The organism is Ralstonia sp. SA306 (genome assembly GCF_054792405.1).
The window spans coordinates 1,657,719-1,678,438 of the sequence record NZ_CP096451.1; the positions used below are offsets into that span (position 1 = coordinate 1,657,719).

Consider the following 20,720-nt stretch of genomic DNA (forward strand, 5'->3'; position numbering starts at 1 on the left):
TCCGAGTCATCGACGCATCAAGAACATGGACATCCGCATCATCAATCCCAACACCACGGCGAGCATGACCGCGCTCATCGGCCGCTGCGCACAAGCGGCGGCCGCGTCGGGCACGCGCATCACGGCAGTGAGCCCGAAGATGGGCCCGGCTTCCATCGAGAGCCACTACGACGAGGCCCTCTCGGTGCCCGGCATCCTGGAGGAAATCCGCCACGGCGAATGCGATGGCGCCGACGCTTACGTCATCGCCTGCTTTGGCGACCCGGGGCTCTACGCTGCACGCGAGCTGGCGCACGGCCCCGTGATCGGCATCGCTGAAGCCGCCATGCACATGGCGAGCCTGATCGGCAACAGCTTCAGCGTGGTGACGACGCTGGAACGCACCGTCGGCATGGCTTGGCACCTGGCCGAGCGCTACGGCATGCGGCATGCGTGCCGCAACGTCCACGCAAGCGACCTGCCCGTGCTTGACCTAGAGAAACCCGGCTCCAACGCCCGCCAAATCATCCTGGAAGCGTGCCGCAGCGCGCTCGCACAAGACCGCAGCGACTGCATCGTGCTCGGGTGTGCCGGTATGGCAGACCTGTGCGAAGACCTGAGCACCGAGCTGCGCGTGCCTGTCATCGACGGCGTGGTTGCGGCGGTGAAACTGGTCGAGGCGCTGGTCGGCATGCGGCTTTCCACCAGCAAGCGCGGCGATTGGGCCCGGCCGCTTCCGAAGCCCTATACCGGAATGCTTGCTCCGTTTGCACTGGCGTAGTGCAAAGCGGAGTGGCGCATTTGCTACCATGCACCACTCCGCTTCTTCTTCTGCACTGCCACCTGCCATGCCCGCACCCGCACGGGAACCTGCCGACGGCCAACCGGCTGCCGAACCGATCTACCAGGGCCTGCTGACGGCCATCATGGAGCACCGACTGCCGGCCGGCACCAAGCTGGTCGAAGAGCGGCTGTGTGAAGCCACCGGCGCGGGCCGGCCGCGCATCCGCCAGGTGCTGGCTCGGTTGGCGCATGAACATCTGGTGACCCTCGTGCCCAACAAGGGCGCTTTCGTCGCGCAGCCTTCCGTGAAAGAGGCACGCGACGTTTTCCAGACCCGCCGCATCATCGAACCCGAACTGGCCGGCATGCTGGCAAGCGCATGCACGCCCGCCAAGGCCAAACGCCTGCGCGAACACATCGCAGCAGAACACGCGGCACGCGAACGCGGCGACCGAGCGGCCACCATCCGTCTGTCGGGCGAATATCACGTCCTGATTGCCGAGATGGCCGGCAACCACGTGCTGGAACGGCTCACGCGCGAAGCCGTCTCGCGCACGTGCCTGATCATCACGCTCTATGACCGCCCGGGCCTGCCCGCCTGCCCCGAGCACGAGCACGACACCCTGACCGAAGCGATTGCCACTGGCGATGCCGCGCGTGCGCACGACCTGATGCGCGAGCATCTGGAGCACATCGAGCACTCGCTCGACCTGCACGCGACGCCCACATCGGCGCTGGATCTCGAATCGATCTTCAAGCGCGCCTGATCAGCCACCCCGCAACACGCCGCGCCAAGCCGCAATCGCCCAGACGAAAAAAAAACCGCGCCGTTGCAGAGGCGCGGTTCGAGAGGCCGGCGTGTGGTCAGCACGGCCGGCGCAGGTACCTGGATGCCGGATGCGTCGGCAACCTCAGGCAACCTTCTTGGCTTGCGCCGTTTCTTCGAAGAATTGTTCGTCTTCCGTCGAGCCCTTCAGCGCCGTGGTCGACGCCTCGCGTTCGATGGTCTGCGTCACGGCATCGAAGTAGCCCGTGCCGACTTCGCGCTGGTGCTTCACAGCGGTGAACCCCTTTTCCGCTGCCTTGAATTCGGCTTCCTGCAGCTCGACGAATGCGCTCATCTGGTTGCGGGCATAGCCGTAGGCCAGGTTGAACATCGAGTAGTTCAGGGCATGGAAGCCGGCCAGCGTGATGAACTGGAACTTGTAGCCCATTGCGCCAAGTTCCTTCTGGAATCGGGCGATGGTGACGTCGTCCAGGTTCTTCTTCCAGTTGAACGACGGCGAGCAGTTGTAGGCCAGCATCTTGCCCGGGAACTTGGCGTGGATGGCTTCGGCAAACTTCTTGGCGTATTCCAGATCCGGCTTGCCGGTTTCGCACCACACGAGGTCGGCCACCTCTGCGTAGGCCAGGCCGCGCGAGATGGCCTGCTGCAGACCCGGCTTGGTGCGGTAGAAGCCTTCGACGGTGCGCTCGCCGGTGCAGAAGGGCTTGTCGTTCTCGTCCACATCGGTGGTCAGCAGGTCGGCGGCTTCTGCGTCGGTGCGGGCGATCAGCACGGTTGGCACGCCCATCACGTCGGCAGCCAGACGCGCGGCCACGAGCTTGCTCACGGCTTCACGGGTCGGCACCAGAACCTTGCCGCCCATGTGGCCGCACTTCTTCACGGCGGCCAGCTGGTCTTCAAAGTGCACGCCTGCGGCACCGGCCTCGATCATGGCCTTCATCAGTTCGAATGCGTTCAGCACGCCGCCAAAACCGGCTTCAGCATCTGCCACGATGGGGGCGAAGAAGTCGATGTCGTCCTTGCCTTCGGACCATTGAATCTGGTCAGCGCGCTGGAACGTGTTGTTGATCTTCTTCACCACCTTGGGCACCGAATCCACCGAGTACAGCGATTGGTCCGGATACATCTCGCCGTTGCTGTTGGCATCGCCCGCGACCTGCCAGCCCGACAGATAGATCGCCTTCAGGCCGGCCTTGACCTGTTGCATGGCCTGGTTGCCCGTCAGTGCGCCGAGCGCGTTGACGAAGGGCTCGTTATTGATCAAGTCCCACAGCTTTTCGGCACCACGCTTGGCCAGCGTGTGTTCGATCTGCAGCGAACCGCGCAGGCGCACGACATCTTCAGCGGTGTAACCACGCTTGATGCCCTTCCAACGCGGGTTGGTATCCCATTCCTTCTGCAGCTTTTGCACTTCGAGTTCGCGTGACATCGCACTCTCCTGTTTGATCGCATCCATCAAATAAAAACCGGGTAACTCACTCTGCACCTTGAGCCGCTGGCGCCTTCTTGGGGCGCTGCTGGGTGGCTCATGTCATATGTCTTATATAAGAGTGTAGAAATGGCCGGTGCAGCGCAACAAGGAGAACATGCGCAGGAATTGAAGTTTTTACATCATATTTTTCAAATACTTAGCGCCTCCGTTTCATGATGCGGAAAGATTTTTTCTATCATGAAAGAAGGTGATGGTGCTGTGCGATGCAGAATTTTTGCGGACCAAAACCCCTTTCCGCATTGTGAAAAATCGTGGATATCTGTCGTCACATCGCAGGGCCACAAAAAACGCCGCAAATGCGGCGTTCAGGATGGTGATGGGGTGGAAACTCAAGACGTGCGTTCTACTTCCGCCAAGACATCCCACTGCAGGAGATCCGGGGCCTTGCCCTGGAGGGCTGCGGCTATGAACAGATAGATCGCATCGATGAAACCGGCTCGAAACTCGCGCGGCAGCGCGTGCGTGATGCCGTCGATCTTCGAGCGCAGCCGCATGGCGACAAACGGCCGGCCGGCACGTGCGTCGATGTGCGTACGACAGAGAAAGTCCTTGGCTGCGAGTGCGCCCGATTGGTAGTGGCGTAGCGCGCTCAACGTGCACCTCCATAAGACGGATGCCAGGAGATGCAGGGCGGTGGCGAAGGGTAAGACGCGGGGCGATGCCCGCTTGAGACCATCAACATGGAGCCTCCGTGGGATCAAAAGGAGGCCCAACCAATTCGCTGCTACGCGAGGGGTGGCGGGCCCGACAGTAGGGGTAGCAGACCGACTCCCACGGGGCCGGCAGACCTTGCGGTCTCCCTACCCGGCCCGCCATAAAAACAATAGGCGTGCGCAGGCTCCAGACGAAAAAATGCCGCGCTGAGGCGGCCGTCCGGGCCGTGGGAAAAAAGCTTGTGGCGGGCTGCTACACCCGGCTGTTCAGAGAACAGCGCGCGAATTATATCGTGCGCCCCTCCCCCTCCAAATCGGAATCAGCCTCGAGACAAGCGATGCGCCACCCAATCTCCACCTGTGATGACGGGCCGCCCGGCAATGTGCTGCGGGCTGACCGGATAGACAATGCAGTCGACCGGTTCGCTGCCCAGCATGACGGCGTGGCTCTCGCGCAGGAACAGCGCATCGCCGCCGGGGTAGACCTCTTCGATCTCGTCCAGCACGGGAACAAGCGCCGCGTCGATTTGGTACACATCGCCACGCACGGCGGTGCCGGTCGGGTCCAGCACGAGGCCGGGGTACGCACCAAAGTCGTACAGGCGACCGTGCAACGTGGCGGTACCGAGCAACTCCGGTTCGGGAATGCCGCGTTTGGCTGCGGCAACCCGCAAATCATTCGCCTCACCGGCGCGCAGCGTGCCGTAGACGAACACATGGATGGCATTGGCGCGGGTCATTCGAGCATGTCCAGCGAAACCAGCACACCGTCTTCATCGGCATAGATCCATTCGCCGGACTGGATGTAAGCACCCGGCATCTGCACACCCACTTCGCGCTGCCCGGCGTTCTTCTTGATGCTCTTGCGCGGATGCACCGCCAATGCGTGGATGCCGACGTTGCATTCGGCCAGCTCGCGTGTATCCCGCACGCAGCCGTTGAGCAAAATCCCTTCCCAACCGTTCTCTTCCGCCAACTTGCCTAGGTTGCCGCCCACCAGCGCGCAGCGCAGCGAGCCGCCGCCGTCGATCACCAGCACGCGGCCTGCACCCTGCTCTTCCAGCGCGGCGCGTACCAGGCCGTTGTCTTCAAAGACCTTGAGCGTGGAAGCCGGGCCGGCAAACGCAGCGCGCTTGCCAAAGCTGCGAAATACCGGCGTGAGCACACGCAGGCTGCCGTACACCAGCTTGTCTTCGTGCATGTCGCACAAATCAGTCACGGGAATCATCGTCATGGCAATGGATGGTTTGGCGTTGGCAAAAACAAAAAACGAAAAGCGAAAGCGGATTCAACTGCGCGACTGTGCACGCAACGAATCGATCGTCGCGCGTGGGCTGATGATGTTCGGATCGGTCTGCACCTCGATGACGGAGGCAACGCTTGCAACAAGCGCCGACTCCACAGCCGACTGGAAGCCTTCGAGCGAGCGCACCGTGTGCCCTTCGGCGCCGTAGGCTCTGGCCAATGCGGCGAAGTCGGGGTTGCGCAGCTCCGTGCCGCTCACGTGCTCGGGGTACTCGCGTTCCTGGTGCATGCGGATGGTGCCGTACATGCCGTTGTTGACCACGATAAAGATGACCGGCGCGTTGTACTGCATGGCGGTGGCCAGTTCCTGGCCGTTCATCAGGAAGCAACCGTCGCCAGCCATGCAGATGACGGGCGTGTCGGGGCAGACGATTTTGGCCGCCACCGCGGCGGGCGCGCCATAGCCCATCGCCCCGCTGGTCGGCGCCAATTGCGTGCGCGAGCCTGCCGCCAGCGCGCCGTATTGATAGAACCGATGCAGCCACGTGGCGTAGTTGCCCGCGCCGTTGGTCAGGATGCTGTTTTGCGGCAGACGCTCGCGCAGCCATCGCATCGCGCGGGCCATGTCGATGCCCTTGCCTCCAAACGGCGGCGGCACGATGTTGGCGAGGTAATCGGCGTTGGCCGCTTCTGTCCAGGCAGACCAACGCGGCGGGGTGTCGGGCGAGTCGGGCGTTACACCATCCAGCGCTTCGGCAATCGCGGGCATCGACGCGTGAATCATCAGATCCGCCTGGTAGACGCGTCCCAACTCTTCCGCTCCGGCATGCACGTGGACGAGCGTCTGCTTTGGGCGGGGCACATCGAAGAGCGTGTAGCCCGAGGTCGTCATCTCGCCCAGCCGTGTGCCGATGGCGAGCACCAAGTCGGCATCTTTGACGCGCGCGGCAAGCTTCGGGTTGATGGCGATGCCGACATCGCCGGCGTAATTCGGGTGGCGGTTGTCGAACAGGTCTTGCCGGCGGAACACGCAGCCTGCGGGCAGATTCCACCGCTCGGCAAAGGCCTGCATGCGGGCGGCGGCTTGCGGCGTCCAGCCGGAACCGCCCAGCAGCAGCATCGGGCGCTCGGCGTTCTGCAACAGCGTCTTCAGGCGGGCCAGGTCGTGCGGGCTGGGCCACGCCATCGCGCGCGCTTTCGTTGCCACCTCGGGCGGCACATCGGCCACGGCGGCAACCTCGGTCAGCATGTCTTCCGGCAGCGCCAGCACCACCGGGCCGGGGCGGCCTGCGGTGGCGGTCTGGAACGCGCGTGCGATGTATTCGGGGATGCGCTCGACGCTATCGATCTGCGCGACCCACTTGGCCATCTGGCCGAACATGCGGCGGTAGTCGATTTCCTGAAACGCTTCGCGGTCGGCGAAGTCACGGCCGACCTGCCCGATGAACAGGATCAGCGGCGTGGAGTCCTGAAACGCGGTGTGTACGCCAAGGCTGGCGTTGGTGGCGCCCGGCCCGCGTGTGCAGAAGACGATGCCAGGCCGCCCAGTGAGCTTGCCGTAGGCATCCGCCATGTTGGCGGCGCCGCCCTCTTGCCGGCAAACGATGAAGCGCGCGCGGTCGCGGCGCTGGTAGAAGCCTTCGAGCACCGAGAGATAGCTCTCGCCGGGCACGCCAAAGGCCATGTCGACGCCATGGGCCAGCAGTGCATCAACAAGAATCTGGCCGCCGTGGCGTGGCTCGGCAACGTTGCTGGCGTGGCGTGCGACTGGTGTCTCCATGGCGGGTAGTCTCGCTCTCGATCCGTTGACGACACAAGGGATCATAGCGGAACACGCCGCTGCGGCGGCTACATCTGCCGGAACAAATGCGCGTATTGCCGCGCAACCGGCAGCGTCTCGGTGCGCCCGCGTATCTTCAGCCCCAGGCGGCCCAGCGACAGATGCACGGCGCTCGATACATGCGCCACGTTGACCACCGTACCGCGGTGCACCTGCCAGAAGTGCTCCGGGTCGAGCTGGGTCAGGAGGTCACGCAGGCTGGTGCGAATGAGCGATTCGCCGCTGCCTGCCACCACGTTGACGTATTTGTCGGTCGCTTCCAGATAGATCACGTCATCCACGGGGATGAAGCGCACTTCCTGCCCGACCAGCGCCTTGATGAAGCGCAGATAGCCGCCCTGCGGCGTGGCTCGCGTTTGCGCGGCGCCCTGCAGGCCGGCAAGGCGCTCGACAAGTTCCGCCAGCGTCTGCGCGGGATCGGTCACGGCAGGCGCGTTGGCGTTGGCGCTCAGGCGCGTGCCGAGGCGGTCCTTCAGCCGCTTGACGGTCTCGGCCAAGCGCTCGGTCTGCACGGGCTTGAGCACATAGTCGACCGCGGCTTGCTCGAAGGCGTCGAGCGCGAACTGGTCATATGCGGTAACGAACGCCACCAGCGGACGAACTTCCCGCTGCGATAGCTCGCGCGCCACATCAATGCCCGACAAACCCGGCATGCGGATATCGAGAAAGACCACATCGGGGTCCTGCCCGTCAGCCGCATCGTCAATCACGTCGAGCACGGATTGGCCGTCGTGCACGGCCGGCAGCAACGCGGCCTCGGGCCATAGCGCCGCCAGTTCGGCGACGAGGTTTTCAGCCAGTGCCGGTTCGTCGTCGGCAATGAGCACGCGTGGGGAAGCAGGCATCGATCAGGTTCCGACGGATGCGCGCGATGAGAGCGCGCCGGTGGCGTTGGCGGTTGAGCGGGAGGTTGAGCGAGAAAAGCGGCAGCGCCATTCCGGCGCGTCGGCTTGAGACGGTGCAGGCGTCGCTTCGTGCGCCAGCGGCAATTCGACGATGATCGTCACGCCGTGCGGCACGGTCTCCGTAATCGTCAGGCGTGCGTCGCCATCAAACAGACGCGACAAGCGTTCACGCACGTGCGTGAGCCCCAGCCCGGAGCCCGTGGCGCCGTCGTTGCCGAAACCGACACCCGTGTCGCGCACTTCCAGCACGAGCCGCTCGCCCTCGCTGCCGGCAGCCAGGCGAGCAGACAGGGCGATCTCCCCGCCCTCGCGCGCCGGCTCGATGCCGTGCACCACGGCGTTTTCCACCAGCGGCTGAATCAGCATCGGCGGGATGACGATGTTGGCGATGGCATCGTCCAGCGCCAAGGAGAAACGCAGGCGACTGCCAAAGCGCAACGCCTGGATGTCGAGATACGCGCGCAGCAGCGCAAACTCTTGCGCCAGCGTGCACTGCTCGGCGCGTGCGTGCGAGAGCGAGCTGCGCAGAAAACCGATCAAATGCTGCAGCAAACGCCGCGCGGCGGCCGGGTCCCGTGCGATCAGCACATCCACGTGGGCGAGCGAGTTGAACAGGAAGTGCGGCTCGATCTGCGCCTGCAGCGCCATCAGTTGCGCGCGCACGATCTGCTTTTCGGCTTCTTCCCGCTCCAGCGCATCGAGCGCAGCCTGGCGCTGCAATGCGGCCAGCTTGCCGCGCGACCAGTAGTAATACGTTGCGCCAAGCGCAGCCAGCATGGCGATGATGAAACTCATGCGCAGGCTGTCGGCGCGCCAGGGTTCCGGGTTCGGGTTGTGCAGGCACAGGATCGTCCGCGCAATCCACTGCCCCAGGGGCACGCCGATCAGCACCGCGCCCACGATGATCCACGGAAACACCTTCTTGTTGGGCGGGCCGTCGCCCCAGAGCACATGGCGCGGTATGCCGATCAGCGAGAACATCGACAGCCCGATCGCCTGGCTGAAAACGAAGTCTTTCCAGAAGGTCTCTTCTGGCCGGATGCCGAACGCAAGCACGGCCGCGATCAGCGTATTGATGACGATGATGACGGCGTAGCGGATCACCCAGCGCCGGGCAAGGTGAACGCAATCGGCAAGCGAAGGGAAGGACACATTGGCGAACATGCGGGCGATCTTACCGGACGGTTCTCCGGCGTTGAAGCGTGGGGTTTCCCGCATCAGCGCGGGTGGGCCGGCGTGGTGCCGAGGATGTCCGCAGTATAGGAATGGCGCCCGGGCGGGCGCCACAGGCATGCGACGAATGGCGGCATTGAGCGGATGAACGGCGCGCCACCGGCGCCGCCCACGCAACCGTTAAGCCGCCAGCGCCTCCCGTGCGGACTGCGACAACACCGTGGAAGCCACCGCCTCCGCCACCGTGTCACGGGAGAGGTGCGGCGCAAACATCCCGATGAAGTCATGCGCATAGCCACGCAGATACGCGCCACGGCGCACCGCCACGCGCGTGGTATTCGGCTCGAACAGGTGATCTGCGCCAATGCAGACGAGGTTGTCATCCTTGCGTCCGTCGTAGGCCATCGAGGCGATGATGCCCACGCCCACGTCCAGCGCCACATAGGTTTTGATCACGTCCGCGTCCATGGCGGTCAGCACAATCTCGGGGTGCAGTCCGGCGCCGGCAAATGCAGCGTCGATGTTGCGGCGGCCCGTAAAACCCGCGTCGTAAGTGATGAGAGGGTATTGCGCCACGTCTTCGAGCGTAGGGAGCGGGTTCTTCGTCAGCGGATGGTCGGGGCTGACCACCAGCACGTGACGCCAGCGGTACGCCTCGAATGACGTCAGGCCCGGCTCGTTGGCCACCGCCTCGGTAGCGATGCCGATATCGGCTTGCCCCGTCAGCAGCAGTTCGACGATGTGCGAGGGCGATGCCTCCTGCAGCGCCAGCGTAACGTGCGGATACTCCTTGCGGAACGACTGCACCACCTTCGGCAGTGCATAGCGGGCCTGCGTATGCGTGGTCGCCACGGTAAGGCGGCCGGATTGTCGGCCGGAGAATTCCTCGCCGGCTTGGCGCAGGTTTTCGGCTTCGAGCAGCAGGCGTTCGACAATGCGCACGATCTCGCGGCCCGGCTCGGTCAGGCCCGTCAGCCGCTTGCCGTAGCGCTCGAAAATCTCCACGCCCAGCTCATCCTCCAGCTCGCGGATCTGCCGCGACACGCCGGGCTGCGATGTGTACAGCGCGTTGGCAACTTCGGTCAGGTTGAACTGGCGGCGCACCGCCTCGCGGATGGAACGCAGTTGCTGGAAGTTCATGGCTCGTGTCCTCTCGTATTGGTTGTCGTCGGAGCGGCGCGTTATGCGGTCGGCTGCGCGGCGGCCGGCCGTGCACCTTGCGCGAACACGCGAATGGCGCGCGGGCGCACCACCAGTGTTTCGCCTTCACGGAAGCCCTCGGCCCGGAAGCGTTCGATGGGCAGGGAGACTTCGATGATGTCGTCGGTGTCTTCGCGTTCCAGCTCAAGCTGGGCAATGGCGCCAAGCGTGAGCGCGCGGCGCAGCATGACGGGAATGCCCTCGGCACCCGGCGCGTAGCGCTCCAGATCGATTTCATGCGGGCGCACGAAGGCCACCGCCTGATCGGCACGCGAAGAATCGACACCACCCGACGGCACGGCAATGGCCGAATCACCCACGTGCAGCACGCTTCCGCCCTCGCCTTCTTCCAGGCGACCATGGAAGAGATTGACGTTGCCGAGGAACCCGTAGACGAACGGCGTGGCCGGCGTGTTGTAGACCGCATCGGGGCTGCCGACCTGCTCTACCTCGCCGCGGTTCATCAGCACCACGTTGTCGGCCACTTCCAGCGCTTCTTCCTGATCGTGCGTGACGAACAAGCTGGTGACGTGCAGATCGTCGTGCAGGCGGCGCAGCCAGCGGCGCAGCTCCTTGCGCACCTTGGCATCGAGCGCGCCGAACGGCTCGTCGAGCAGCAATACGCGCGGCTCCACCGCCAACGCGCGCGCCAGGGCAATGCGCTGGCGTTGTCCGCCCGACAGTTGCGGCGGGTAGCGATCAGCCAGCCAGTCAAGCTGCACAAGCTCCAGCAGCTCTTTCACCTTCGCGCGGATCTGTGCTTCGCTTGGCCGCTGCGCACGCGGTTTCACGCGCAAGCCGAACGCCACGTTTTCGAACACCGTCATGTGCTTGAACAGCGCGTAGTGCTGAAACACGAAGCCCACCTGGCGCTCGCGCACATGCTGGTCCGATGCGTCTTCACCATTCAGATGGATGCTGCCCGAATCCGCATGCTCCAGCCCCGCGATGATGCGCAGCAGCGTGGTCTTGCCGCAGCCCGAGGGGCCCAGCAGCGCGGTCAGTTCGCCCTGCTTGAAATCGAGCGAGACATCGTTGAGGGCAACAAAATTGCCGAAGCGCTTGGTGATGTGTTGAACCTGGATGCTCATGCTGCGTTCACCTCCAGCGGAGATTGCACGGAGACGTGCGAATTCGAAATCGATGAGGACGGTGCAACGCGTGCGCCCGGGCCTTCACCCACGCCGGCATCTGCATCGGCCAGCTCGCGGCGGCTGCGCCATTCGACCAGCGTCTTCAGTGCCAGCGTTACAAGCGCCAGCAATGTCAGCAGCGAAGCCACGGCAAACGCGGCCGCAAAGTTGTATTCGTTGTAGAGAATCTCCACGTGCAGCGGCATCGTGTTGGTCAGCCCGCGAATGTGGCCCGACACCACCGACACCGCACCAAACTCGCCCATCGCCCGCGCGTTGCACAGGATCACACCGTACAGCAGGCCCCACTTGATGTTCGGCAGCGTCACGCGCCAGAACGTCTGCCAGCCCGAAGCGCCGAGCACGATGGCGGCCTCTTCCTCTTCGCTGCCCTGCGCCTGCATGAGCGGAATCAGCTCGCGCGCCACAAACGGGAACGTGACAAACACGGTGGCCAGCACAATGCCCGGCACAGCAAAGATGACCTTGAAATCGTGGTCGGACAGATATGGCCCGAACCAGCCCTGCGCGCCAAACAGCAGCACGTAGATCAGCCCGGCAATGACGGGCGACACCGAGAACGGCAAGTCGATCAGCGTCAGCAGCAGGTTCTTGCCGCGAAACTCGAACTTGGCAATCGCCCACGCCGCCGCCACGCCAAACACCACGTTCAGCGGCACGGCAATCGCCGCAATCGTGAGCGTGAGGCCGATGGCCGAGAGCGCATCCGGCTCGACCAGCGCTTCGAGATACACGACGATGCCCTTCTTGAACGCTTCGACAAACACGCTCGCCAGCGGCACGAACAGGAACAGCGCCAGGAACACGAACGATACGAGGATCAGCGTGGCCCGCACCCAGGCCGATTCTGCGGTGGCGCCACGACGGCCAACAGCCTGCGCGTGACCAAGATGACGGGAAACAGTACCGGCCATGTCAGGCTCCTGCTGCCGCATTGGCGGTCAAGGGTTCGGGTGCGCGCTCGATGGCGTCGTTGCGATTGCCGCGTCGGCGCGTCCAGGCCTGCAGCAGGTTGATCACCAGCAGCAGCGTGAACGAGAGACCGAGCATGACGACGGCAATGGCCGTGGCGCCCGCGTAATCGAACTGCTCCAGCTTGGAATAGATCATCAGCGGCGTGATCTCGGAGACCATTGGCATGTTGCCGGCGATGAAGATGACCGAGCCGTACTCGCCCGTGGCACGCGCAAAGGCCAGCGCAAAACCCGTCAGCAAAGCAGGCAGCAAGGTCGGCAGGACGACGCGAATGAAGGTCTGCCAGCGCGTGGCGCCAAGGCTGGCTGCCGCCTCTTCCAACTCGGCCTCCAGATCTTCGAGCACCGGCTGTACCGTGCGCACGACAAACGGCAGCCCAATGAACGTGAGCGCCACCACGATGCCCAGCGGCGTGAACGCGACCTTCAGCCCCAGCGGCTCCAGTCGCGAGCCGATCCAGCCGTTCGGCGCGTACAACGCGGTGAGCGCGATACCGGCCACCGCAGTCGGCAGCGCAAACGGCAGATCCACCAGCGCATCGATCAGCCGCTTGCCCGGAAAGCGATAGCGCACCAGCACCCACGCCACGATCAGCCCGAACACGAGGTTGATCACTGCCGCGATCAGCGATGCGCCAAAGGTCAGCTTGTACGACGCCACCACGCGCGGCGCGGTAACGGTCGTCCAGAACGCATCCCACGTCATGGTGAACGTCTTGAGGACGGTCGCCGACAGCGGAATCAGGACGATCAGCGCGAGGTACAGCAGCGAAAAGCCCAGCGCCAGCCCGAAACCGGGCAGCACATTGGCAGGCTTACGCCGCCGGGACAAAGAAAACGCAGAAGACAGGCTCATCAGCGCACCGATAAAAAGGGCCGCAGGGCAAAAACACTGCGGCCGATATGCAGATGAACCGATTGTGGCGAACTGTTCTTATGACGAAAACGAATATTTGCGCATGTGCATCATCGTTTTAGATATAAGGAGTGCTCGGTAAGACATCCCACTGGGCTTGCCAGTCGGCGCCGTCGCGGGTGGTGTCTTGTGCACTTGCACGGCCGATCAGGCGATCGAGCACCGTCAAGCCAGCGTCCCAGTCGCCGAGGTTGGAGTCAGCGTTGATATGACCAGCCTCGCCAGCGTCAATGAACTCGGCACCCCAGCGTGCGCCCCAGTCGATGGCACCGCCTTGCGGCATCCACGGGTCGTTGCGGCTGGCAATGAGCGTGACGGGAAACGGCAAAGCGTGGTCCGGAAGCAGATCGCGCACACCGAATTTGTCCGGATCAGCCGGCGCGACCAGCAGCACCGCAGCCACCGCTTCCTTTGTCTGAACCGTCCAGTGCAGCGCCGCCAGGCAGCCGAAGCTATGCGCCACCAAGATCACGGGGCGCCGCGTGCGCGTTGGCGGGCGCTCGGCCAGCGCCGCGTGCACTGCTTCGCCCACCCGGGCAGACCAGCGCGGCAGGTCGGGCGTTGACCAGTCGGTCTGCTCCACGCGGCGCCAGTTTGGAAACCGCTGCTCCCAACGCGACTGCCAGTGGCCGGGGCCGCTGCCATGCAAACCAGGAACGGTCAGGATGACGGCGTCTGCCGGCCACTGCCAGTCGGGTGCATCCGATGCGATTACGGCTGCGCTACGTGCCATGGGGTCGTGCTCATTGCGTGAGAGAAATGCCGGCGCACTGCTGCTGCACCAGCGGCGCCTGCGCCATCGGTATCACCAGTGGCGTGGGTACAGCGTCCGGCTCGGGCTCGGCTGCGGGCAGGATGCTGCCCTGCACATAGGCGATACCGGCCGCCCGCGCCAACTCCAGATCACTCGGGCGTTCGCAACGGCGCAATGCCAGCGTCACGCCCAGCTCACGTGCGGAATCGGCCAGCGACAGCACATGCCGCGCGTGCCATTCACGCCGGGCATCCAGCTTCAGGTACGCCGGCTTGGCATGCACGAGCAGCGCGCCCGCTTCTGCCGGGTCCGATGCCTGCACCGCCACGGCAAAGCCGTTGCGCCGGTAGTTATCCACCACGAACAGCAGCAGCCCCAAGTCGTCATTGGCCGTGGACGGCACCTGGATGACGAACTGATCGGGATGCAGCCCGAGCGCCGTCACCGCGCGATGGAACGCCTTGCCGTGGTCCGCAGCCACCGCCGCGAGCAACCGGCCGTGCACGTTCACAACAAGCCGCTGCGCGTCGGTGCGGGAGAAGTAGTTGAGCGTATGCACGAGCCGGCACAGGCGATCCAGTTCGACCAGCGTGCCGTCATCCGACGCCAGCGAAAACACCTTCCACGGGTTCAGGCCGAGATCGCCGTCGCGTGTCCAGGTGCGCATCAGCGCTTCGTGGCCGGCGGGTGCGAGCGCGCCATCGGCGGCAAGCTGCCAGACCGGTTCAAACAGGCTGGTAAGCGCGCAATGGAAGAACTGGCCCTGCACCCGGCCGGCGGCGTCGCGCCACAACTGGCGGTCCGGCGTCGGGGCGCTCGGCAGCGTGCCGAGAAATTGTGCGACTGCGGTGGTGTGCATCAGACTCATCGGGATGGGCTCCTGAAAAAAAGTCGCCTCCTCCTCCCCCGTCACAACTTGGCGATCGACACTTCAGTCGCCTTCACCAGCGCAACCACTTCGCTACCGATCTTGAGGCCGAGGTTGTCGACCGAGCGCGTGGTGATGACCGAGGTGACGATGCCGGCCGGGGTCTCCACGTCGATCTCCGAGAGCACGTCGCCCCGGATGATCTCTTTGATCTGCCCGCGAAACTGGTTGCGTACGTTAATCGCTTGGATGCTCATGATGTTCCTTCTTAGATGACAACGGCACTACGTGCCAATGAATGTTTTCAGGAGAACGGGTTTCGCCGGCTTACACGGCCCAGCGCACAGCAGTGGCGGACACGTCAAAGGGTGATGCCCACGCCGTGTGCGAACGCACATCGGTCACTTCGTTCGGATCGATCTTGCGCTGCATCACGCGGTTGAGGATGGCTTCTTCCAGCCGCGCAAACGCGGGCGAACCACGATGGCGCGGACGCGGCAGATCAATGCGTTCATCCAGCGCAATGCGGCCGTCTTCGATCAGCACCACGCGGTCGGCCAGCGCTACCGCTTCGGCCACATCGTGCGTGACGAGCACGGCGGTAAAGCCAAGGCGTTGCCACAGGCCTTCGATGAGGTTCTGCATGTCGATGCGGGTGAGCGCGTCCAGCGCACCCAGCGGTTCGTCCAGCAGCAGCAGGCGCGGTCGATGCACGAGCGCGCGCGCCAACGCCACACGCTGGCGCTGCCCGCCCGACAGGCGTGCCGGCCATTCCCCTGCCCGCTCGGCCAGCCCCACTTGTGCGAGCACTTCAGCGGCTTGAGCGCGCTGCGCTTTCGGCAGCCCGAGTGCAACGTTGTCGAGCACCTTCTTCCAGGGCAGCAGGCGTGCGTCCTGGAACATCACACGGGCATCGTCGTGCAGGCCGTCTTCGGCTGCGCCGTCGCGGCGCAGATGGCCATCGTCAATGCCTTCCAGCCCGGCAATCAGCCGCAGCAGCGTGCTCTTGCCGCAGCCGCTGCGCCCGACGATAACGACAAACTCGCCCGGCGTGATGTCCAGATCGATGCCGTGCAGCACTTCACGATCGCCGTAACGCTTGACGACGTGTTCGATGTGCAAGGCGGTGCCGGCCAGCGCGGCGTGTTCAGTGGCGTTGCTTTGCATGCGTCTCTCCAATTCAGCCTCAGGCCGCTGCTTGATAACCGGGGTGCCAGCGCAGCCAGTAACGTTCCAGCCCGCGCGACAACCAATCCGCCAGCTTGCCAAGCAACGCATACAGCAGGATGCCGAGCAACACGACGTCGGTCTGCAGGAACTCGCGCGCATTCATCGTCATGTAGCCGATGCCCGCCTGCGCAGAAACCGTCTCCGCCACGATCAGCGTCACCCACATCAGGCCGAGCGAGAAACGCACGCCCACCAGGATCTGCGGCAACGCACCGGGCAGGATCACCTCGCGATACAACTGCGCACGCGACAGGCCGTAGCTGCGTGCCATTTCCACCAGGGCCGGATCGACCGAGCGAATGCCGTGATACGTGTTCAGGTAGATCGGGAAGAACACGCCCAGCGACACGAGGAACAATTTGGCCGACTCATCGATGCCGAACCACAGGATCACGAGCGGAATCAGCGCCAGCACAGGGATGTTGCGCACCATCTGCAGCGTGGTGTCGAGCAGCGTCTCGGCCGTGCGGAAGGTGCCGGTCAGCAGCCCCAGCGCCAGCCCCAACGAACCGCCGATGGCAAAACCCAACAGCGCGCGCCATGTGCTGACCGCCACGTGCGTCCACAGCTCGCCTGAACACGCCAACGCAACAGCGGATTTCGCCACGTCCAGCGGCGCCGGCAGGATGCGGTTCGACAGCCAGCCCCACTGCGCGGAGGCCTGCCACAGCACCAACAGCACAAGCGGCACGATCCACGGCGCCAGTCGTTGCCGGGCGGTACGCAGGAAGGTGTTTGCCTTCGATTTCGATGCGGATGCCATTACCGTGTCCCCGGCTCAGCTTGCCGACACGCGGGGCACGATGCCGGTGGCGATCACCTCGCCAAACGGCCCGTTGAGCACGTTGCCGGGCAGCTTGTCGCGCACCGAGCGCGGCAGCAGCGGGAACACCAGTTCGGCAAAGCGGTAGGCCTCTTCCAGATGCGGATAACCGGACAGCACGAACGTATCGATGCCCAGCTCGGCGTATTCCTGCATGCGTGCCGCCACGGTTTGCGGATCGCCCACGAGCGCCGTGCCGGCACCGCCGCGTACCAGCCCCACACCCGCCCACAGGTTCGGGCTGATCTCCAGATCGGCGCGCGTGCGTTTGACGCCGCCGGCATGCAGCGCAGCCATGCGTTGCTGGCCGGCCGAATCCATCTTGCGGAAGGCCTCTTGCGCACGCGCAACGGTGTCGTCGTCGAGCTTGCTGATGAGCTTGTCGGCGGCAGCCCAGGCCTCGTCTTCCGTCTCGCGCACGATCACGTGCAGACGGATACCGAAGCGCACGGTGCGGCCATGCTTGGCAGCACGCGCCCGCACGTCGGCCAGCTTCTCCGCCACGGCGGCAGGCGGTTCGCCCCAGGTGAGATACGTGTCGACCTGTTCCGCTGCCAGCTCATGCGCCGCTTCCGACGACCCGCCGAAATACACCGGCGGATGCGGCCGCTGCACTGGCGGATACAGCACCTTTGCGCCCTTCACGCTGAGGTGCTTGCCGGTGTAATCCACCGCAGCGCCTTCATGGCTTGCCGCCAGTGTTTCGCGCCAGATGCGGATGAACTCTTCCGACGCTTCATAACGCTGCGCGTGGTCCAGGAACAGGCCATCGCCGGCCAATTCTGCAGGGTCACCACCCGTGACAAGGTTGACCAGCAAGCGGCCATTCGACAGACGGTCGTACGTGGCAGCCATGCGCGCAGCCAGCGTCGGCGCCATCAGCCCCGGGCGTACCGCGACCAGAAAACGCAGACGCTTCGTCACCGGGATCAGGCTGGCGGCCACGATCCACGGGTCTTCGCACGAACGGCCGGTGGGAATCAGCACGCCCTCGTAGCCGAGCGTATCGGCGGCCACGGCCACCTGCTGCAGATAGGTGTGATCGACCTGGCGGGCGCCCTCGGCGGTGCCGAGATAGCGGCTGTCGCCGTGCGTCGGGATGAACCAGAAAACTTGCATGACAACTCCTCGAATCGTGAATCGTATTCAGCGTTGGGCAATCGCCAGTTGTGCGAGCGTCGGATGCCAGACCAGCTCGATCGGCTTGACCGGGCGTGGAATCAGCCCCAGCCCATGAAAGGCATCGGCCACACGCTGCTGCTCGGCCACCGCTTCGGGCGTGACGGGCCTCACGGGTGAAGGCGGCCGTCGTGACAGGAACAGGTGCACCGTCGCCAGCGACAGGCCGGAAAAATCGGCAATGCGCTGCGCAGCTTCCTTGCGGTTCTCCTGAACGAGCCGGTCGGCACGCGACAGCTCCGCGAAGATCGCCGCGATGGTGTCGCCGTGCTTCTCGGTAAAAGCCGTCGGCGCGAAGTAGAACGAGTTGTTCGACGACAGCGTGCGCCCGGTGGCCAGCACGCGCGGCTTGATGGCGAGTTCCGTGGCGGCGTAGTACGGATCCCAGATGCCCCAGGCGTCGACGCTGCCGCGTTCGAAGGCGGCACGCGCATCGGCCGGCGTGAGATACACGGGCTGGATGTCGGTAAAGCTCAGCCCGCCCTTCTGCAAGCCCTGCACGATCAGGAAATGCGCGCTCGAACCCTTCTGCAGGGCCACGCGCTTGCCCTTCAGATCGGCCAGCGTCTTGAGCGTCGAATCCTGCTGCACGAGGATGGCCGAGCTATCCGGCTTGGGCGGCTCCACGCCCACGTAGCGCAGGTCCTTGCCCGCCGCCTGCGCGAACACCGGCGGCGTATCGCCCGTGATGGCGAGATCGAGGCTGCCCGCGGACAGCGCTTCAAGCTGCTGCGGCCCGGCGGGAAACTCCAGCCAGTTGATCTTGGTGCCCGGAAAGCGCTGCTCCAGCGCCCGGTTCTCTTTCACGATGACGAGGTTGACCGCGCTCTTCTGGAAACCGATGCGCAGTTGCGCGGGCGGCGTCACCTTGGGTAGGCCCGCCTGCGCAGTTGCGGCAGCGGCGGCATTGGCGGCGTGCGCGACCGGGCCGAAGGTGGCCAGCGATGCGCCCGCCACGGAAGCGCTCAACAGACGGCGGCGTTGGGTATCGATGCTCATGGCAATCAGCGCGCGGCTTGCTGCGTGGTGGGCCGCCACGCAGAATCAGCCACCTTGACGGGGCGCGGAATCAGCTTGAGCGCGTGGAACGTATCGGCAATGCGCTGCTGGTCAGCCAACGCCTCGGCGCCCACGGGCTGGATGCCGTACGCAATGCGCGACACCGAACGCGCCACCACGGCCGGCTCCAGCCCCAGTTGCGGGCCCAGGATGGTCGCCACGTCCGCCGCGTTTGCAGCCGCCCAGGTGTCGGTCTTCTTCAGTTCATCGAGCACGATGTTCAGCACATCGGGCCGGGCACCCGCATAGCCTTTCGATGCCAGGAAATACTGCGAGTTGTTGACCACGCCCGTGCCATCGGCCAGCACGCGCGCGCCCAGTTGCTGTTCGGCCGCGGCAAAGAACGGGTCCCAGATCACCCACGCGTCGATGGCGCCGCGCTCGAAGGCGGCACGCGCATCGGCGGGTGTCAGGTACACGGGCTGGATATCGCTGTAAGGCACATTGGCCTTTTCCAGCAGCTTCACCAGCAGGTAATGCACGTTCGAGCCCTTGTTGAAGGCGACGCGCTTGCCTTTGAGATCGGCCACGCTCTTGAGCGGCGAATTCTTCGGCACGATGATCGCCTCGCCGGCCGGCGCGGGCGGCTGGTTGCCGACGTAGACGAGATGGGCCCCGGCAGCCAGCGCGAAGATCGTCGGCGCTTCACCCGTGGTGCCGAAATCGATGGCACCCACATTCAGGCCTTCCAGCAACTGCGGGCCGGCGGGAAACTCCGTCCACTTCACTTCGATGCCTTGTGCGGCAAGGCGCTTTTCCAACGTGCCGCGTGCCTTGAGCACGGTCAGCGTGCCGTATTTCTGATAGCCGATGCGCAGTTGTTTGGCGGCGGTCGGGGGCGGTGCATCGCTGTTGGCGAATGCGGCAGGGGCGCCGAGCGTGGCAAGCAGCGTGGCGGCGATGGTCAAAGTCCTGCGCAGGGGCGAGTGGGTGTTCATGGCGAAATTGGTGGATGCGGTGTGTATGGGCGGCACGATCCGCGCGCAGAGGCTGCGCGGCGTGACAACAACGGGAAAAAGTTGGCTGCGTGTGTAAGGGCGGCGCGTTCAGCGCATCACGCCAGACATCGCATTCGCCCAGTGTCGGCCTGGGCGTGGATCAGTGCGGCGGCACGTGCGGCGCTGCGGCTGGAGACAATCACCTGCGCCACGGTCGGATGCCGTGCCAGCGCAAGCGCCTGATGCACGCGCTCCACGCCGTCGTCCAGGCGCTGTTGGAGGGATGGGTCGACCGTGACGCCGTCATCGGCCACGACGATCTGCGAGTCGACCGCAAAGATGCCCGGCAGGATCGAGCGCGCAGCCAATGCCGTCAGCACCGGGCGCAGCGCGTAGTCGATCGCCAGCGTATGAGCCAGGCTGCCGCCGGTGGCGATTGGCAGCACAACTTTGTCGCGCAGTCCGCTCTGCGGCAGCAGATCGAGAAACGTCTTCAGCAAGCCGCTGTAGGCCGCCTTGTAGACCGGCGTGGCCAGGATCACCACCTCGGCCGCTTCCACCCGCGCCACTGCGTCGGCGATGGCTGGGTCGGAGACCTGCGCGCCGAGCAAGGCGTCAGCTGGGAGGCTGCGCAGATCCAGGTGATCCGCCCGCTCGCCGGCGCGTTCGAGTTGCGCGCGCACGTGGCCCAGCAAGCGCGCAGACCGCGATTGCGCTGAAGGGCTTCCGGAAATGGTCAGGATTTGCATGATGCGGATCACTCGATGT

22 protein-coding genes are annotated in these 20,720 nt (G+C 64.7%); 2 read left to right on the forward strand and 20 right to left on the reverse strand.

Annotation, left to right across the window (positions count from 1 at the left end):
- Positions 1-25 precede the first annotated feature (25 nt).
- Together M1D44_RS07960 and M1D44_RS07965 are read left to right on the forward strand one after the other, a co-directional pair.
- Positions 26-760: an aspartate/glutamate racemase family protein gene (locus M1D44_RS07960; RefSeq protein WP_024975841.1), complete on the forward strand. Its 735-nt coding sequence runs from the start codon at positions 26-28 to the stop codon at positions 758-760.
- 28 nt (positions 761-788) lie between these two features.
- Positions 789-1,529 (forward strand): GntR family transcriptional regulator, encoded by a 741-nt coding sequence (locus tag M1D44_RS07965; protein ID WP_316853729.1) that lies wholly within the window; start codon positions 789-791, stop codon positions 1,527-1,529.
- Positions 1,530-1,673: 144 nt separating this feature from the next.
- Here the strand turns inward: M1D44_RS07965 and aceA are convergent, their stop codons facing one another.
- The 20 genes from aceA to ssuE form a co-directional block, all read right to left on the reverse strand.
- Complete coding sequence (gene aceA / locus M1D44_RS07970; RefSeq protein ID WP_024975843.1) at positions 1,674-2,978, reverse strand: isocitrate lyase; 1,305 nt, start codon at positions 2,976-2,978, stop codon at positions 1,674-1,676.
- A gap of 392 nt (positions 2,979-3,370) precedes the next feature.
- A complete protein-coding gene (locus tag M1D44_RS07975) occupies positions 3,371-3,634 on the reverse strand; it encodes a hypothetical protein (RefSeq protein WP_024975844.1) in 264 nt (87 codons plus the stop codon).
- Between the two features lie 380 nt (positions 3,635-4,014).
- Positions 4,015-4,434 carry a gamma-glutamylcyclotransferase family protein gene (locus M1D44_RS07980; RefSeq protein WP_024975845.1) on the reverse strand — a complete coding sequence of 140 codons (420 nt, stop codon included), beginning with the start codon at positions 4,432-4,434 and terminating at the stop codon, positions 4,015-4,017.
- Positions 4,431-4,928: a ribonuclease E activity regulator RraA gene (gene rraA, locus M1D44_RS07985; RefSeq protein ID WP_024975846.1), complete on the reverse strand. Its 498-nt coding sequence runs from the start codon at positions 4,926-4,928 to the stop codon at positions 4,431-4,433. The genes M1D44_RS07980 and rraA overlap by 4 nt, the downstream gene beginning before the upstream one ends.
- 54 nt (positions 4,929-4,982) lie before the next feature.
- Positions 4,983-6,719: a thiamine pyrophosphate-binding protein gene (locus M1D44_RS07990; protein WP_316853730.1), complete on the reverse strand. Its 1,737-nt coding sequence runs from the start codon at positions 6,717-6,719 to the stop codon at positions 4,983-4,985.
- Between the two features lie 68 nt (positions 6,720-6,787).
- On the reverse strand, positions 6,788-7,624 hold the full coding sequence (locus M1D44_RS07995) for a LytR/AlgR family response regulator transcription factor (protein ID WP_112185041.1): 837 nt from the start codon (positions 7,622-7,624) through the stop codon (positions 6,788-6,790).
- A gap of 3 nt (positions 7,625-7,627) precedes the next feature.
- On the reverse strand, positions 7,628-8,902 hold the full coding sequence (locus M1D44_RS08000; protein WP_316853731.1) for a sensor histidine kinase: 1,275 nt from the start codon (positions 8,900-8,902) through the stop codon (positions 7,628-7,630).
- Positions 8,903-9,037: 135 nt separating this feature from the next.
- A complete protein-coding gene (locus M1D44_RS08005; protein ID WP_024975850.1) occupies positions 9,038-9,997 on the reverse strand; it encodes a CysB family HTH-type transcriptional regulator in 960 nt (319 codons plus the stop codon).
- Between the two features lie 41 nt (positions 9,998-10,038).
- Entirely contained in the window at positions 10,039-11,148 is a 1,110-nt protein-coding gene (locus M1D44_RS08010; protein ID WP_024975851.1) for a sulfate/molybdate ABC transporter ATP-binding protein, read from the reverse strand.
- The gene (gene cysW / locus M1D44_RS08015) at positions 11,145-12,125 is read right to left on the reverse strand and encodes a sulfate ABC transporter permease subunit CysW (RefSeq protein WP_316853732.1); all 981 of its coding nucleotides are present in this window, start codon (positions 12,123-12,125) and stop codon (positions 11,145-11,147) included. The genes M1D44_RS08010 and cysW overlap by 4 nt, the downstream gene beginning before the upstream one ends.
- Before the next feature lies 1 nt (position 12,126).
- Positions 12,127-13,041: a sulfate ABC transporter permease subunit CysT gene (gene cysT, locus M1D44_RS08020; protein WP_024975853.1), complete on the reverse strand. Its 915-nt coding sequence runs from the start codon at positions 13,039-13,041 to the stop codon at positions 12,127-12,129.
- Between the two features lie 118 nt (positions 13,042-13,159).
- The gene (locus M1D44_RS08025; protein WP_316853733.1) at positions 13,160-13,834 is read right to left on the reverse strand and encodes an RBBP9/YdeN family alpha/beta hydrolase; all 675 of its coding nucleotides are present in this window, start codon (positions 13,832-13,834) and stop codon (positions 13,160-13,162) included.
- A gap of 10 nt (positions 13,835-13,844) precedes the next feature.
- The gene (locus tag M1D44_RS08030) at positions 13,845-14,723 is read right to left on the reverse strand and encodes an EAL domain-containing protein (protein WP_316853734.1); all 879 of its coding nucleotides are present in this window, start codon (positions 14,721-14,723) and stop codon (positions 13,845-13,847) included.
- Between the two features lie 41 nt (positions 14,724-14,764).
- The gene (locus M1D44_RS08035) at positions 14,765-14,980 is read right to left on the reverse strand and encodes a TOBE domain-containing protein (RefSeq protein WP_024975856.1); all 216 of its coding nucleotides are present in this window, start codon (positions 14,978-14,980) and stop codon (positions 14,765-14,767) included.
- Positions 14,981-15,050: 70 nt separating this feature from the next.
- Positions 15,051-15,890: an ATP-binding cassette domain-containing protein gene (locus tag M1D44_RS08040; RefSeq protein ID WP_024975857.1), complete on the reverse strand. Its 840-nt coding sequence runs from the start codon at positions 15,888-15,890 to the stop codon at positions 15,051-15,053.
- A gap of 19 nt (positions 15,891-15,909) precedes the next feature.
- Entirely contained in the window at positions 15,910-16,716 is an 807-nt protein-coding gene (gene ssuC / locus M1D44_RS08045; protein WP_316853735.1) for an aliphatic sulfonate ABC transporter permease SsuC, read from the reverse strand.
- A 15-nt stretch (positions 16,717-16,731) separates the two neighbouring features.
- Positions 16,732-17,895 (reverse strand): FMNH2-dependent alkanesulfonate monooxygenase, encoded by a 1,164-nt coding sequence (gene ssuD / locus M1D44_RS08050; protein WP_316853736.1) that lies wholly within the window; start codon positions 17,893-17,895, stop codon positions 16,732-16,734.
- Positions 17,896-17,922: 27 nt separating this feature from the next.
- Positions 17,923-18,954 (reverse strand): sulfonate ABC transporter substrate-binding protein, encoded by a 1,032-nt coding sequence (locus M1D44_RS08055; protein WP_316853737.1) that lies wholly within the window; start codon positions 18,952-18,954, stop codon positions 17,923-17,925.
- A gap of 5 nt (positions 18,955-18,959) precedes the next feature.
- Entirely contained in the window at positions 18,960-19,952 is a 993-nt protein-coding gene (locus tag M1D44_RS08060; protein ID WP_024975861.1) for a sulfonate ABC transporter substrate-binding protein, read from the reverse strand.
- 116 nt (positions 19,953-20,068) lie between these two features.
- On the reverse strand, positions 20,069-20,701 hold the full coding sequence (gene ssuE / locus M1D44_RS08065) for an NADPH-dependent FMN reductase (RefSeq protein ID WP_316853738.1): 633 nt from the start codon (positions 20,699-20,701) through the stop codon (positions 20,069-20,071).
- Positions 20,702-20,720 lie beyond the last annotated feature (19 nt).